The organism is Citrobacter sp. KH_055_1, assembly GCF_057838705.1.
Map to the genome: position 1 here is coordinate 2,583,796 of NZ_CM174473.1, position 15,571 is coordinate 2,599,366.

General features: G+C 53.2%; 16 protein-coding genes. 5 read left to right on the forward strand and 11 right to left on the reverse strand.

The genetic code is table 11. The features are described from left to right. Positions 1–5: 5 nt before the first annotated feature. The 4 genes from chbA to osmE form a co-directional block, all read right to left on the reverse strand. Entirely contained in the window at positions 6–353 is a 348-nt protein-coding gene (chbA, locus tag AC3ITF_RS12065) for a PTS N,N'-diacetylchitobiose transporter subunit IIA (protein ID WP_096757270.1), read from the reverse strand. Positions 354–407: 54 nt separating this feature from the next. Then, complete coding sequence (gene chbC / locus AC3ITF_RS12070) at positions 408–1,766, reverse strand: PTS N,N'-diacetylchitobiose transporter subunit IIC (protein WP_115258672.1); 1,359 nt, start codon at positions 1,764–1,766, stop codon at positions 408–410. Between the two features lie 85 nt (positions 1,767–1,851). Next, positions 1,852–2,172 (reverse strand): PTS N,N'-diacetylchitobiose transporter subunit IIB, encoded by a 321-nt coding sequence (gene chbB / locus AC3ITF_RS12075; RefSeq protein ID WP_003832547.1) that lies wholly within the window; start codon positions 2,170–2,172, stop codon positions 1,852–1,854. 298 nt (positions 2,173–2,470) lie between these two features. After that, positions 2,471–2,812 (reverse strand): osmotically-inducible lipoprotein OsmE, encoded by a 342-nt coding sequence (osmE, locus tag AC3ITF_RS12080; RefSeq protein WP_096757272.1) that lies wholly within the window; start codon positions 2,810–2,812, stop codon positions 2,471–2,473. 334 nt (positions 2,813–3,146) lie between these two features. On the opposite strand from osmE, the gene nadE reads away from it, so the two are divergent. Both nadE and cho read left to right on the forward strand, forming a co-directional pair. Then, positions 3,147–3,977 (forward strand): NAD(+) synthase, encoded by an 831-nt coding sequence (gene nadE, locus AC3ITF_RS12085; protein ID WP_135912148.1) that lies wholly within the window; start codon positions 3,147–3,149, stop codon positions 3,975–3,977. A 131-nt stretch (positions 3,978–4,108) separates the two neighbouring features. Beyond that, positions 4,109–4,996 (forward strand): excinuclease Cho, encoded by an 888-nt coding sequence (gene cho, locus AC3ITF_RS12090; RefSeq protein WP_489175689.1) that lies wholly within the window; start codon positions 4,109–4,111, stop codon positions 4,994–4,996. Here cho and ves read toward each other — a convergent pair. From ves to astC, 7 genes are all read right to left on the reverse strand, one after another. After that, positions 4,956–5,531 (reverse strand): environmental stress-induced protein Ves, encoded by a 576-nt coding sequence (gene ves, locus AC3ITF_RS12095; protein WP_115258676.1) that lies wholly within the window; start codon positions 5,529–5,531, stop codon positions 4,956–4,958. The genes cho and ves overlap by 41 nt on opposite strands. Before the next feature lie 342 nt (positions 5,532–5,873). Further along, positions 5,874–6,359, reverse strand: a complete 486-nt coding sequence (gene spy / locus AC3ITF_RS12100) for an ATP-independent periplasmic protein-refolding chaperone Spy (RefSeq protein ID WP_096757276.1) — start codon at positions 6,357–6,359, stop codon at positions 5,874–5,876. 347 nt (positions 6,360–6,706) lie between these two features. After that, complete coding sequence (gene astE, locus AC3ITF_RS12105; RefSeq protein ID WP_489175690.1) at positions 6,707–7,672, reverse strand: succinylglutamate desuccinylase; 966 nt, start codon at positions 7,670–7,672, stop codon at positions 6,707–6,709. Continuing rightward, positions 7,665–9,008, reverse strand: a complete 1,344-nt coding sequence (gene astB, locus AC3ITF_RS12110) for an N-succinylarginine dihydrolase (RefSeq protein WP_135912151.1) — start codon at positions 9,006–9,008, stop codon at positions 7,665–7,667. The genes astE and astB overlap by 8 nt, the downstream gene beginning before the upstream one ends. Beyond that, entirely contained in the window at positions 9,005–10,483 is a 1,479-nt protein-coding gene (astD, locus tag AC3ITF_RS12115) for a succinylglutamate-semialdehyde dehydrogenase (protein ID WP_153880408.1), read from the reverse strand. Before astD ends, astB begins: the two co-directional genes overlap by 4 nt. Continuing rightward, positions 10,480–11,514: an arginine N-succinyltransferase gene (gene astA, locus AC3ITF_RS12120; RefSeq protein WP_489175691.1), complete on the reverse strand. Its 1,035-nt coding sequence runs from the start codon at positions 11,512–11,514 to the stop codon at positions 10,480–10,482. The genes astD and astA overlap by 4 nt, the downstream gene beginning before the upstream one ends. Next, positions 11,511–12,731, reverse strand: a complete 1,221-nt coding sequence (astC, locus tag AC3ITF_RS12125) for a succinylornithine/acetylornithine transaminase (protein ID WP_181625285.1) — start codon at positions 12,729–12,731, stop codon at positions 11,511–11,513. Before astC ends, astA begins: the two co-directional genes overlap by 4 nt. Positions 12,732–13,174: 443 nt before the next feature. Here astC and xthA point away from each other — a divergent pair, with 443 nt between their 5' ends. The 3 genes from xthA (at position 13,175) to AC3ITF_RS12140 (ending at position 15,565) form a co-directional block, all read left to right on the forward strand. Then, entirely contained in the window at positions 13,175–13,981 is an 807-nt protein-coding gene (gene xthA / locus AC3ITF_RS12130) for an exodeoxyribonuclease III (protein WP_115258681.1), read from the forward strand. A 328-nt stretch (positions 13,982–14,309) separates the two neighbouring features. Beyond that, positions 14,310–14,861 carry a TVP38/TMEM64 family protein gene (locus tag AC3ITF_RS12135; RefSeq protein WP_249417565.1) on the forward strand — a complete coding sequence of 184 codons (552 nt, stop codon included), beginning with the start codon at positions 14,310–14,312 and terminating at the stop codon, positions 14,859–14,861. Further along, complete coding sequence (locus tag AC3ITF_RS12140; RefSeq protein ID WP_135953058.1) at positions 14,858–15,565, forward strand: TVP38/TMEM64 family protein; 708 nt, start codon at positions 14,858–14,860, stop codon at positions 15,563–15,565. The genes AC3ITF_RS12135 and AC3ITF_RS12140 overlap by 4 nt, the downstream gene beginning before the upstream one ends. Positions 15,566–15,571: the final 6 nt, after the last annotated feature.

Genomic DNA, 15,571 nt, shown 5'->3' on the forward strand with positions numbered 1-15,571 from the left:
CCTCGCTATTTCAGCTTCTCGTGAAGCTCAATCAGTTCCGTCACCAGTTCGCGTGCCAGCATCGACGTCATCAGGTGATCCTGTGCGTGAACCAGAACCAGGCTCACTTTCATTTTACCTTCGCCCTGATCGCCTTCAATCAGTTTCGTTTGTACGAGGTGCGCTTCGTTCAGCGCCATACGAGACTGTTCCATCATGGCCTTCGCCGCCTCAAAATCGCCCTGTTTGGCCATCTTGAGTGCGCCATAGGCCAGGCTACGCGCCTGCCCCGAATTGATGATAAGCCCCATCACCACTTCTTCAAGCTCTTCAGCTTCTGACGATGTATCCACGATATTTTCGATATCCAACATACTCTTTTCCTCTGGTTCAGTCCGGCATGACCGAGAAGCCATGCCGGATTAAATTTAGAATTTCAATGCGTTAGCGATATCTTCTTCGCTTTCTTCTTTATCAATAACGTTCTGCGCTTTGTTGGCGACGACGACGAATGGCAGATACACCAGCGTGGCGACCCCAAGGTTGAACAGTGCCACCAGCAGAGCCGCAACGCTACCGTTGGTGTTAAAGAACGCGCCTAACCCGGTTGGCATCGTCCACGGCGCAATATTGGTAATCGGTGGAATAATGCCAGTGTAGTAGGCTGCCAGCATAATCGCGGCCAGAATCGGTTGAACCAGAATGAACGGGATGAACATAACCGGGTTCATGATAATTGGCAGACCGAACAGAATCGGTTCGTTAATCTGGAAGATACCTGACGGCAGGGCCAGTTTCGCCACCTGACGATAATCCGGACGACGAGATGCCAGGAAGATAGCAATAATCAGACCCAGGGTTGCGCCGCTACCGCCGAGGAAGATGTAGGAATCCAGCATCGGTTTTGCCCAGACGTGGAACGTCTTACCGGCTTCCAATGCTGCGTCTACGGAACCAAACTGTTGATAGATAGCGATGTTTTCCAGTGCCCAAGGCGTCATGATACCGCTGTCCAGCGCGGTCAGCGCCAGTGAACCGTGAATACCAAAGAACCACAGCAGCGGAACAAAAATCACGTAAGCCCAGCCCACTACGCTGCCCAGCGACGCCAGCGGAGTCGAAATAGAATCCATGATGATCTGGTGGAAGTTGGTGCCCCAGATTGCCAGTGCCCAGCCAATGATCCCCATAATGGAGAGAATGATAAAGCCAGGAATCAGTGCTGAGAAGGAGCGCGAGACCGAGGCAGGAACGCTATCGGGTAATCTGATAACCCAATTACGACGGACCACAAAGGTGAACATTTCTGCGACCACAAGACCGATAATAATACCGGAAATAATGTTCGCACCACCCAACCAGTTAGCACCAACGGCATAGGCTTCACCCACACTATAAGGCGTGACGGTCATAAAGGCTGCGACGGAGAGCAAACCTGCGGCCAGAGAGTCAACTTTGCGTTCATCGGCCATCGCCATGCCGATAAAGAAAGGCGCCATCAATGACATGATACCCAGCGTACCGTTATAAACGTTCCCACCGATACCTTTTAAGCTATTGAGATTCTCAATAGTCGAAGCATCAAGTCGGATACCCATTGAATAAAAAAACGACCCCTCCCCAAAGCTCAGGAAAACGTTATTGATTAATACAAACATGGCCCCTGCGAGGGTTAACGGCATTAAACGAATAAAACCGTTTTTGATTGCATTAACGTGTGGCTGCTTTCCAATTTTTACAGCAAAAGGAAGGAGTACCTTTTCAAGTGAAGCAATAGCGTTACTCATAGAAAAATACCCTTAAATACCGCAATATAATATTGCGGTGAATGTTAATGAAATAACTCTTTGACGGGAAATTTAAAAAATATAATTAATTTGCTGCGGCTTTTTTAATTGCTGCAACTGCAGCCTTAAGCACGCCTAAACCATCGACTTTGCCATATAACAGCGAGTCAATCACTTCTACAGGCTTGTTAGGTAACAAACGCTGAATTTCGGGTAACATATAAGCAATTTGCGGGCCTAATAACACGACGTCAGCAACAGGACCTTTTTCCCCAGCCAGCGTTTCAGGGAATGCTTCAATAATAACCGGTACTTCGTATTTTTCAGCCTGCGCACGCATCTTTGAAACTAACAAGGAAGTCGACATGCCCGCAGAACAAAACAGATAAATGTGTTTCTTTTCCATAAAAACGATCCTCATATGCGATTATCTGTCATCCAGACACTCCGCAAGCCATAACCTGCATCCATGCTCTGGGTAACTTGCGTCAGCTAAATTACTTTTTTAGGTGGCTGAAATGAGTATACGGGATTGCACCAGAGGATGGTATTTCCTTGACCAACTAAATTGTCTCTCATTGACCTGGCGTTATGACACCCCTCACATTTCAGGCAAATAATTCGCGACATTAAATAAGATCGTACGGCACAAAAAAACCGGCGCAATGGCCGGTTCCGTTGAGTGCTCAGGCATTAAGCAGTCGTTACTGCTTCGCCGCCTGCGGATCGGTGTCGTACTCGGCACAGGTCTGATAACCAGAATTAACCACGTGTCCCGTATCATCCAAAGCTACAAAATAGGTCTCTGCTTTACCATCTCGTTGACCCAGGATGTAGGTCTGACACGTCCCGCGAGCATGCACCATTGTCACTTCAGAAGACGGCTTGCCGGCAATCTGCGCAACCTGCGCCCGGCTCATCCCTTTCTTCACATCTTTCACCACGGGCTGAACAAATTGGTCTTTTGTACGATCGTAGGCCGTACACCCCGCCAGCATAGTCAATACCGCCGCTGCACCCAGAATTCCTGTTAGATTCTTGTTCATTTTCTCGTCCTCTTGTTTTTCAGCGTGTTATATAAGCCTGGAGCACAACAACACATTTTTCAAGCTTACAGATGAGTCTCACACCATTTCGGAAAAATCTATACCCTAAATAATTCGAGTTGCAGGAAGGTGGCAAGGGAGCGAATCCCCAGGAGCTTACTAAAGTAAGTGACTGGGGAGAACGAGTGCAGCCGACGCACATGCAACTTGAAGTATGACGGGTATATTAAAACAAAATACTGCGATATCAGGCTGCATCCCTTGTCGTTTGGACGTCAACGCGTTAGCTTTAACCGATCATATTTTTTGTCATTATTTTTTTCGGAGGGGTTAGATGACTCTGCAGCAAGAGATAATCCAGGCACTTGGCGCACAGCCGCACATTAATGCAGAAGAAGAAATTCGCCGTAGCGTAGATTTTCTGAAATCCTATCTGAAAACCTATCCTTTCCTGAAATCACTGGTATTAGGGATTAGCGGCGGTCAGGATTCAACGCTCGCCGGAAAGTTATGCCAAATGGCCATTTCAGAGCTGCGCGACGAGACCGGGAACGACGCGCTGCAGTTTATTGCCGTGCGCCTCCCTTACGGTGTGCAGGCCGATGAACAGGACTGCCAGGACGCCATCACCTTCATTCAGCCGGATCGCGTGTTAACCGTCAATATCAAAGCTGCGGTGCTGGCCAGCGAACAGGCATTACGTGAAGCCGGTATTGAGCTGAGCGATTTTGTGCGCGGTAATGAAAAAGCCCGTGAACGTATGAAGGCACAGTACAGCATCGCCGGAATGACCAGCGGCGTAGTGGTTGGCACCGATCACGCTGCGGAAGCGATTACCGGCTTTTTCACCAAATATGGCGATGGCGGCACCGACATTAACCCACTATTCCGCCTCAACAAGCGTCAGGGGAAACAGCTGCTGGCCGCGCTAGGCTGTCCGGAGCACTTATATAAGAAAGCGCCTACCGCCGACCTCGAAGACGATCGCCCTTCTCTGCCCGATGAAGCCGCCTTAGGCGTAACGTACGACAACATTGATGATTATCTGGAAGGCAAAATTCTGGATGATACTATCGCGAAGAAAATTGAAGGCTGGTATTTAAAGACGGAACACAAACGTCGCACGCCCATTACGGTGTTTGACGATTTCTGGAAAAAAGCGTAATCCACCTTCTTGCATAACGCCGGACAGCAACAAAGCTTCGTATGTCCGGCGTCAACAACTTCACACATGTTGCTTTTTTAATCAACAATCGCCTGCTATACTGGATGAATAACCAGCATCCGGAGTAAACAGTGGTACGCCGCCAATCAGCCCCTCGTATTACCTTTGAAGCAGCTGCAATTTATGAGTACCCCGAGCAACTGCGCCCCTTTTTACAAGCGCTTCCGGCCACGCCCGGTGTTTATCTGTTTCACGGCGAAAGTGACACCATGCCGCTTTATATCGGTAAAAGCATCAATGTTCGCAGCCGGGTGATGGCGCATCTACGCAACGCAGACGAAGCGGCCATGCTACATCAATCCCGACGTATTACCTGGATTTGCACGGCGGGTGAAATGGGTGCCCTGTTGCTGGAGGCACGACTAATTAAAGAGCAACAACCTTTATTCAATAAGCGCCTGCGCCGCACTCGCCAACTCTGTGCTCTGCAATTAACCGATCAACGCGTCCAGGTTATCTACGCGCGCGATGTGGATTTTTCACATACCCCGAATCTGTTTGGCCTGTTTGCACACCAGCGTGCGGCGCTGCAGGCATTACAGACGGTCGCCGACGAGCACCAGCTTTGCTACGGTTTGCTGGGACTGGAGCCGCTAAGTCGCGGTCGCGCCTGCTTTCGCTCAGCGCTTAAACGTTGCGCCGGAGCCTGCTGTGGGAAAGAAAGTCCCGAGGCGCATCATCTGCGTCTGATGACGGCACTGGAAAGATTGCGTGTGCTCTGCTGGCCATGGAGCAATGCGATTGCGCTAAAAGAAAGCTGCGCAGAAATGACCCAATATCACATTATCAATAACTGGCTATGGCTGGGCGCGGTTTCATCGCTGGATGAAGCCGCTTCGCTGGCACGAATGCCCGCCGGCTTCGATCATGATGGTTACAAAATTCTCTGCCGGCCGGTAATGTCCGGTCACTATGACATTATTGAACTGGATCCGGCGAATGCCCCGGCATCCAGTTAATCTCACTAAACAGCAGCTTCCCTTCCGCTTTTAACAACCGCAGCGTATGCTTGCCGTCGTGCCAGCATGCGCCCTGGTCCGCCGTCAGTAACTTATCGCCCAACTGCCAGGCTCCGCTTAACACAAACACCACACCGCCGCGCGAACCAAAGGTGGTAAACGTTCGATCCGCAACCCTGACTTTGGCCTGGCAGACATCACGACGGGTCATAATATTGAAATCCATCGACATCTGACCTTCTGTCAGTTTGGCTTTGACTACCTGATCGCCCGCAAAGGTAAACGGTTGATGCTGTTTCAGGGTATGGCTGAAGGGATTGGCGCCTTCCAGAGTCACTTCGCCTCCTTCCAGCAGGGTAATCACTCGCTCTACGCCCGGGAAAAGAGAAAACTCACCGTTCGCGGCAATGGACGCGATACTTGCCCGCCAGTGAAAATCGCGGGTCGCTGGCGGAAAACAACAAATCTCTCGCGTTTCACCCGCACCATTGCGCCAAAGATTAACCGGCATTTTGCGGATATCAAAGTATTCCATCATCCCTCCAGAAAGGCGCGGTACGTCAGCGTGACGCTCCCTGGCCGCCATAAGTTCACTCTGCACATTTATTGTTATCGGCAGCAGAGTTGATTTGCCTTAGCGAGGATGAGGACGTTTTAAGAAAAAAGATTAACGCGCTGATCCAGGTAGAATTTTCGCAGGCTTCAGGAGAATAGCGTGTCGGTTGCAGGGTGCAATAGGCTGGAAAGAAAAAACCGCCGATCCTGCCCACCTCGTTAAACGTGTTGTGGACAAGACCGGCGGTCTTGAGTTTTGATTCGCGCCATCCTGAGCAATGCCCAGACACAACGCGAATAATGTAGTGTAGACGCTAATCGGTTACTCAGCAGCCTCTGGCATTTTACCTTTCTGCGCCGCGCGTTCTGTCAGACGCTTCTCAAAATTGGCATTAAACTGTTTTTTCTGTTCCGGCGTCAGGATGTTGTAAATCTTGTTCTGGGTTTCCATATGCGCCAGCATATTAGCTTTGCGCTGTTCTTCCATCTTCGCAATCTGCGCTTCAGCTTTCGCTTTGTCGAAGCTGTCGCTGGCGATGATATCGTGCATTGCACGGCGTTCTTCCAGCGGCGGACGTTTCATCTGATCGCGCTGGCCTTTCATAATGTCGCGGATCTGCTGTTTCTGCGCATCAGTCAGATTCAGATCTTTAAACATCATGTCGTGGTGCGGGCCAAACTTGCCGTTATGGTGCATCATCGGTTTGGCATCGGCCGGAGCGGTAGTTGTGGTATCAGCGGCGTGTGCCAGATTTGCAGCGCCGAGCGCCAGAGTAGAGGCAACAAACAGAGCAGTCAGTTTACGCATAATTTCTATCCTTCCTTTCAGTTATTCTGACGACATTCTTACGATGCTTATCTCATCGGATGTCGTGTTGACGAGATTAACTTTACCGGTAGAAGCGTCAATTAATCAGAGCAACGGTAAAACAATGAAAGTATAAAAAACAAATTCTCATCAATTATGGAGAAAAAAAGAATTAATTGCGCAGAATTGAAATTAAATATTACAACAGGATGATTTTGAAAGGATTATGGAGAACTATACATGAAGCCTGATTATTAATAAAGCAACTTACCAGGAATAATCCGTAATAATGAAAGCGCACACAAAAAAAATACCCCCCGGAGATAAACCCGAGGGAAAGATATTGATTATAACCTTTCCAGCATCAGCCCCGCGCGTAAACCACAGGCCACGTTTGGGTTGGGAAACAGCACATATTCGACATCATGAGTAACAACAAAACGCGCATCGCCGTCCTGCGCCAGCAATGTGCCCTCGTTAAAAGGGGTAAAATTCAGCGTCTGATTGTCCATATGAAGAATAAAATCGTCGCTGTGTCGCGTGATTTGCGACACCACGCGATAGCGCAGCGGCGTGGTTTGCGTTGATGATGCACGCTCACCCTGCAACAAAGCCGCCAACGCCTCCGCCGTGTGAGCAAACTGCGTCAAATCGTTTTGCCCGAACGCCAGAGCCTTACCCAGCTCCAGCGTACAGGCCAGCGCACCGAAATGCTCGCCACTGAAATGGGTAAATGTCCCGCCCGGTGTCTGATGGAAAACCAGCGCCTCCAGTCCCGCATCCCCCAGCCACGATAGAAACCCTTCGTCCCAGGGCACGTTGCGCTGCGGCAGTACGCCAAAGCGCAGATGATGCGAACCGCGAATGGCGGTGTGCAGATCCAGATGCCAGCGCACGGACTCCCTGGTGCGCGAATAAAACGCTTCCAGGCACAGCTCAAGTTCGCGGGCGCGCCGCGTTTCACCGCTCTCGACAAATATCTGCCAGCGCCCGCCAAACATACGGTTCATGTCGCTATGGCAATAGCGCGTCCCCTCTGCCAGCGCCTGCGGATTGCCCAGAATCACCAGCAACCGCCATGTCAGCGTCAACTCGCCACGAAAAAGCGCGGACAGCAGCGCATCCAGCATCTCAACCGGTGCCGTTTCATTGCCATGAATACCTGCAGAGATCACCAGCGAACGATCAACCTCGGCGACCGGCGTCAGCTCCAGCATCCCGTGCCCTGTCCACCGCCAGCTAAAACTATGAGCCTCACCGTGGGTGATATCCGGCGAGGTTCCCGCGAGGGTCAGGGCCAGAAAGTTATCCATAGATCGCCCGCTCCTGCTGGAAAGGATACACCGAGCCGAGATTGAGCAGTTGCGTCAGCGAATCCAGCGCTTCGCGCCCTTCACGTAACAGCTGGGGGTCAGCAAGATCTGCAGCGGTAAGCCGGTCCCGGTAGTAACGATCAACCCAGTTATTGAGCGTATTGAACAACGTGTCGTTCATCATTACCGCCGGATTCACCGCCTGCAGTTCCTGTGGTGTTAACACCACTCTCAGTCGCAGGCATGCCGGACCGCCGCCGTTCGACATACTTTCACGCAGATCGAATACCCGCAGGTCGTCGAGCGGATTATCCGCGTCCAGTAGACCGTTCAGATAGCGCCACACGCCCGCGTGTTCCCGACACTCCTGTGGTAAAACCAGCATCATTGAGCCATCATCACGGCTCAACAACTGGCTGTTAAACAGATACGTTGCCACCGCATCCGCCACCGACACCTCCGCAGCAGGCACTTCCAGCACCGTAAACCCATCAACCTGAGCGCGTAGCTGGCTCAACAGCGCCTGCTGTCGGACAAATGCCTGTTCATGGCAAAACAGCACCTGGCGATTCGATACCGCGATCACGTCGTTATGGAACACGCCACTATCGATAACGTCCGGGTTTTGCTGGGCAAAGATAAGTTGATGCGGATTAACCTGGTTCAGCCGCGCCACCGCTTCGCTGGCCTCACGCGATTGTCTGGCCGGGTAGCGCCTCGGCTGTGACACATTCCCCTCCTCGCGACCGTAAACAAACAGCTGCACACCAGGTGCACCGTAATCTCCTCCAAGGCGATTGTGGTTGGCCGCCCCTTCATCACCCAGCAGCGCCACCTGAGGTAGTGCGCTGTGGACCGCAAAAGCATGCTCATCACGGAATATCGCCCGTAATAACGCTTCGGTAGTCGGCGCTTCCAGTGAACGGTGGAATTTGTTGTTCAGGTTCGCCACCGTCAGATGCACTTTCCCATCCAGTGAATCGGCCGAAGGACAGACCGTGGCCGCATTCGCCACCCACATCGGCGAGGCCGAGCTGGCGCTGGAAAGCCAGTGTGGCGCCTGACGCGCCACCTTTTCCAGGATCTGCTCGTCGCTACCGCTGAAGCCGAGCTGACGCAGAACCGGAATATACGGACGTTCATGCGGCGGGATCACCGCCTGAGGAAACCCGGCATCTGCCAGCGCTTTCATCTTTAATAAGCCCTGCTTCGCCGCCAGACGGGGATTCGACACCTGAAAACGGTGCCGGGTCGAGGCCTCATTGCCAAACGACAGCCCCGCATAATGGTGGGTCAGTCCCACCAGCCCGTCGAAATTGACCTCACGCGCTTTCATCGCTTTTCTCCACGAGAAAAATCCAGACCTGGGCTCAGCGTCGTCGGCAACGTTAATGCCGGTGACTCCAGACTCGCCATTGGCCAGGCGCAGTAATCTGCGGCATACCACGCGCTGGCACGATGGTTTCCTGAAGCCCCCACTCCGCCAAACGGTGCCGTACTCGCCGCCCCGGTCAACGGTTTATTCCAGTTAACGATGCCCGCCCGCGCTTCCAGCAACAGCTGGTCAAACTGATTGCGATCCGGTGAGACCAATCCGCATGACAGGCCAAATCGGGTGTGGTTCGCAAGGCTTATTGCCTCGTCGAAACTGTCATAACGCCAGACGCCGAGCAGCGGACCAAATACCTCTTCATCCGGCACGTTGGCCACACCGGTGAGTTCGATAATGCCCGGCGCCAGCAGTGACGTGCCCGCTTTTACCCGACGCGGCGCCAGCAGCGTACGGCCACCTAACGCCTCAAGACGCTGCCAGGCATCACAGACATGTTGCGCCGCCTGCTCAGATATCAGTCCGCCGATAAACGGTTGCGGCTCGTCATCCCACTTGCCGGGCAGTAAACGCTGGCTGACTTCAACCAGGCGCGCCAGAAACGCATCGCCCTGCGCGCCTTTTTTTACCAGCAGACGGCGGGCGCAGGTGCAACGCTGCCCGGCGGTGACAAACGCCGACTGAATAGTCAGATGCACGGCGGCATCAATATCTTCCGGATTCTCAATAATTAACGGGTTGTTGCCCCCCATCTCCAGCGCGAGGATTTTTTCCGGCTGACCGGAGAGCTGTCGGTGCAGTTGATAACCCGTATTGGCGCTACCGGTAAACAGCAAACCGTCGAGATCTTCCAGCGCGCTTAGCGCCTGCCCGGTTTCGCGCCCACCCTGCACCAGGTTTAGCACGCCCGCAGGGAGTCCCGCCTGCGCCCACAGTTTAGTCACCGCTTCACCGGTCCACGGCGTCAGTTCACTGGGTTTAAAAATCAGCGTATTGCCCGCCAGCAGCGCCGGAACGATATGACCGTTGGGGAGATGGCCGGGGAAGTTATACGGACCAAACACCGCCAGCACACCGTGCGGACGATGGCGTAACGTCGCCGCGCCGTCGGGTAATTCGTTGTGTTGCTCTCCGGTACGCGTGTGGTACGCCTTTACGGAAATGGCGATTTTATTGATCATCGCCGTCAGTTCGGTGGCTGCTTCCCAGCGTGGTTTTCCGGTTTCCCTGGCGATAATGGTCGTCAGCTCGGCTTTGTTGCTCTCCAGCAATGTGGCGAATTTTTCCACCACCGCCTGGCGCGCGGAAAAGGGTTGCCTGGCCCAGCCCGCAAATGCCGCTCGTGCGGCGCGGCATGCCTGCGCCACCTGCGTAGCATCTGCATCATGGCCTTGCCACAATACATCGCCGCCCACCGGATTAGTTTTAACCCGACGCTCGCCCTGGCCCGTTACCCAGTCGCCGTTTATCCATAAAGTCATACTGTTTTCTCCTCTGCACATAGACGAACGAAACGGACGTGGTCACCCGCATGGCACTTCAGGGCATCCAGCTGCGCTGCCGTCAGCACCAGCCGCTGGGTATGCGGATCGGCGCGCACCAGCATGACGCGGAAGTTATGGTAGTTTTCATTCGCCACCAGACAGGCCGGATACTCGCCCGGCGCGGGCTGGCCTTCAGCCACCTCCACCAGCCGGCTTTTCCGAATCGCCCGCACCCGGTCGATATCGCATTCCAGCGTCGGTCCGCCGTCGAAAATGTCGACATAGTTGCGATAGCGGAAGCCTTCTTTCCCCAGTACCGCACGCGCCGGTGCCGTTTGCGGATGCACTTCGCCAATCACGCTTTGCGCTTCATCCGACAGGAAGTGGGTATAGATAGGATGCTTGGGCATCAATTCGGCAATAAAGGCTTTTTGCCCGGTGCCGCAAAGAAAATCGGCACGGCTAAACTCCATCGAAAAGAAGCGTTTGCCGAGGCTCTGCCAGAACGGGGAGTAACCGTGTTCATCAATCACGCCACGCATCTCGGCCACCACTTTTTCATTAAACCGGTCGCGGAATGCCGCCATAAACATAAAGCGCGATTTCGACAGCAAATAGCCGTTGCCCTCTTTACGCCAGTCCGGATCAAGAAACAGGGTGCAAAGTTCGCTGCTGCCGGTGTGATCGTTACTGAGAAACAGCGTCGGCAGCGCGTTATAGACGTTCAACTCCTTCGAGGCATGGACCAGCGTCCCGACGCGATAGTTGTACCAGGGGTCGTTTAGCCCGACCGCCACTTCAATCGCGCAGATCCCGGCCACGGTACCGGTGGCACTGTCCTCGAGTACAAAAACGTAGCCCTGCTCACTTTTTGGCAGTTCGCCCTGCCAGGTTTGCAGTGAACGCTCAATACGCGCCATCAGCGTGGCTTCGTTAGCCGGAAGCGAGGTCAGCCCACCACCGGTCTTACTGGCCAACTGCATCAACGCCGTAATATCGGCGCGTTCAATGGGACGGATCACCATCATGATGAACCTCCTGCTTTAATACGTTCGCAGGCCAGCGCAAAGCGATCCAGTCCGCTGGCAACCTCTTCTTCGCTAACGTTCAGCGCAGGTGCAAAACGCACCACGCTACCGCCAGCAATCAGCACCATCACGCCGACATTGGCCGCCTCTTGCGAGATAAGCTTCGCTTTACCGGCAAACTCTGCATTCAGCACACAGCCGATCAGCAGGCCCAGTCCACGAACCTCACTAAACAATCCAAAACGTTCGTTAATGGCGTTAATACGCTCCACAAACCAGTCGTGACGCTGTTTCACGCCAGTGAGGATTTCCGGCGTGTTAACGATCTCCAGCAGTTTTCCGGCCACCGCAGAAGCCAGCGGGTTTCCGCCGTAAGTGGTGCCGTGCGTACCCACCGTCATAACGCTTGCGCATGATTCGGTCGCCAGCAGCGCCCCAATAGGGAACCCACCGCCCAGCGCTTTGGCCGTGGTCAGCAGGTCCGGCGTCACGCCGTAGTGCATATAGGCATACAGTTCGCCGGTACGTCCCACGCCAGTCTGCACTTCATCAAAAATCAGCAACGCATTGTGGCGATCGCAGAGTTCGCGCAGTCCCTGCAAAAAGGCCTTTGTTGCAGGCACCACGCCGCCTTCACCCTGAATCGGCTCAACAATAACCGCACAGGTGGTGTCATCAATCAGCTGGCTGGCAGAGTCAAGATCGTTATACACCGCATGGCGGATATCCGGCGGCAATGGCGCAAAATCCTGCGAGTAGGCCGGCTGGCCCCCGGCGCTGACGGTAAACAGCGTGCGACCGTGGAAGGCGTTTTTAAACGCGACGATGCCGCTTTTCTGCGTGCCGAAACGGTCGTGAGCATATTTACGCGCCAGTTTTAATGCCGCTTCGTTGGCTTCTGCGCCGGAGTTACAGAAGAAGACACGCTCGGCAAAGGTGGCATCAATCAGTTTTTTTGCCAGCCGCAGTACCGGCTCGTTAGTGTAGCCATTTCCGGTATGCCAGAATTTACCGGCCTGATCGTTTAATGCTTCGCGCAAAGCCGGGTGTGCGTGACCCAGCGCGTTAACCGCAATGCCTCCCGCGAAATCGATATACTCTTTGCCCTGCTGATCCCACAGTCGCGAGCCTTCACCGCGAACCGGCACAAAAGGAGCCGGCGCGTATACGGGCATCATCCATTCATCAAAATTTTCACGCGTAACTGACAGAGACATAGCGACCTCTACGGTAAATAAAAAGTTATTTATATGTTAATAAATATAGTGTTTGCGGTGTAAATGTAGAGTGCAGGGTTCGTGCCAGCCAGCAAAAATATGCATAAACACGATGAGACAACGAAATATCAATAAGTTACGAACCATCAATATTCATCATATGTGCATATAAAGTGAATACGTTCGCCAGCGGGGTGAATAATTAGAGGAAAAAACGCAATTCTATTCAGTCGCCAAATATAATTCTGGAATTGTGATCGTATACGAAATTTTTCGGAAATTATTGCCCCATTCTGACGCGTATCGCGCCAAAACAGTGCAGTTTTTGCCCCATCGTTAACACCATTAGCAATCATTGTTGGAATCAGGTGACAAGAAGCAGTCAGCCTGCGGAAATTCTGCTACCATCCTTGCACTATTCATCTTGCAAAGTGGCAGCGACTATGAAATTTGTCTCTTTTAATATCAACGGCCTGCGTGCCCGTCCTCATCAACTGGCAGCCATTGTCGAAAAACACCAACCGGATGTGATCGGCTTGCAGGAGACAAAAGTCCACGATGACATGTTCCCTCTCGAAGAGGTCGCAAAGCTGGGTTACAACGTTTTCTATCACGGTCAAAAAGGCCATTACGGCGTCGCGCTGCTGACGAAAGAAACGCCCATTTCGGTGCGTCGTGGCTTCCCGAACGATGACGAAGAAGCTCAGCGCCGTATTATCATGGCCGAAATCCCGTCTCCACTGGGGAATATCACCGTGATTAACGGCTATTTTCCGCAAGGCGAAAGCCGTGACCACCCGCTGAAGTTCCCGGCCAAAGCCGCGTTTTATCAGAACCTGCAAAACTATCTGGAGACTGAACTGAAGCGCGACAATCCGGTGCTGATCATGGGGGATATGAATATCAGCCCAACCGATCTGGACATCGGCATTGGTGAAGAGAATCGCAAACGCTGGCTGCGTACCGGCAAGTGCTCCTTCCTGCCGGAAGAGCGTGAGTGGATGGAACGACTGATGGGATGGGGTCTGGTGGACACGTTCCGTCACGCACATCCGGACACCGCCGACCAGTACTCGTGGTTTGATTACCGTTCAAAAGGCTTTGACGATAACCGTGGTCTGCGTATCGATCTGCTGCTGGCGAGCAACCCGCTGGCGGAGCGCTGCGAAGAAACCGGCATCGACTATGAGATCCGCAGTATGGAAAAACCGTCCGACCACGCGCCGGTATGGGCCAAATTCCGCGTCTGATCGCCTGAGCGTTGTCACTCTCCGGGCCTTGCCTGGAGAGTCGGTGTAGCCTGAGCAAAATCAAAAAAACCACGGTAATACATTGTTACCAACGGGGATTTATTATATCTTCGCGCGCACTTTCGCTGGCGAAACGCGTTATTACCCTCGGTATTACAGGAGACCCCCATGAAAAAGAAGTTCGCATAAAGCAGAATACAGACTGCTGATCGTTGCGCTACTCCTCTGTGTCCTGGTGGGCGTTCTCCATTATTCTGGCCTGAGTGGCCTGATAACCCATTTCCACCTTTTACAAGATCTCATCCGCCAGAGCGGCATATACGGCTACGTGCTGTACATTCTGCTGTTTATCGTCGCTGCGCTGTGTCTGATACCCGGCAGCATGCTGGTGATCGTCGGCGGTATCCTGTTTGGCCCGCTGGTGGGGACGCTTGTATCGCTGTTTGCAGCCACCGTGGCCTCGGCGCTGTCGTTCTTACTTGCCCGCTGGCTGGGTCGCGATCTGCTGCTGAAATATGTCGGGCATACGGCCACCTTCCAGGCGATAGAAAAAGGCATTGCCCAAAGTGGTAGCGATTTTCTGATCCTCACCCGCCTGGTGCCGTTATTCCCGTACAACATTCAAAATTATGCCTACGGGCTGACCGCCATCCCATTCTGGTCATTCACCGTCATTTCTACACTCACCACCTTCCCCGGCCTGTTCATCTATACGCTCATGTCGCATGAACTCGTCAGCGACGGCATCACCCTGGCGTTTATGGTTAAACTCAGTATTGCTGGCATTATTTTATTTACCCTGGTACAGGCAGCCAAAGCCTGGGCCCGCGTGAAGCGTATTGATCCCTCTGTCCAACGTGAGTTAGCCGATAAATCATGAAGCTGAACAAAACGCACGTCATACGCTATTGCCGGACCGGGCTGATTCTCCTGTTATTGCTGGCGCCGATCGCCTGGGTATGGGTGCCCGGCGTCAGTGATTTTGTCAGTCACAGCCTGGCGGCATTCGCCACGGTTGACCAGCACGCCATTGAAAATCTCATTCGGTCATACGGTGCTCAGGCTGCGGTGGTATCGTTTTGCTTAATGATCTTACAAGCCATTATCGCCCCGCTTCCGGCGTTTGTGATCACCTTTGCCAATGCGTCATTGTTCGGCGCATTCTGGGGAGGCGTACTCTCCTGGACCAGCGCAATGGCTGGCGCGGCGCTATGCTTTTTCATCGCCCGTATTTTTGGTCGTAGCACGGTGGAAAAGCTGACCGGAAAAACGGTGTTGAATAGCATGGACGCCTTTTTTGCACGCTACGGCAAACACACTATTTTGGTCTGTCGCCTGTTACCTTTCGTTCCCTTTGACCCGGTCAGTTACGCCGCCGGTCTGACATCGATCCGCTTTCGTCATTTTTTCCTCGCCACCGGCGTCGGTCAGCTACCCGCGACTCTCGTCTATTCCTGGGCCGGCAGCCTGTTAACCGGAGGAGCATTCTGGTTCGTGACCGGGCTATTTGTATTATTTGCGCTGACTGTGGTTATCTCCGTGGCGAGAAGCATTTATCTTGAACGGCACAGAAAACACGTCTGAGGCCCC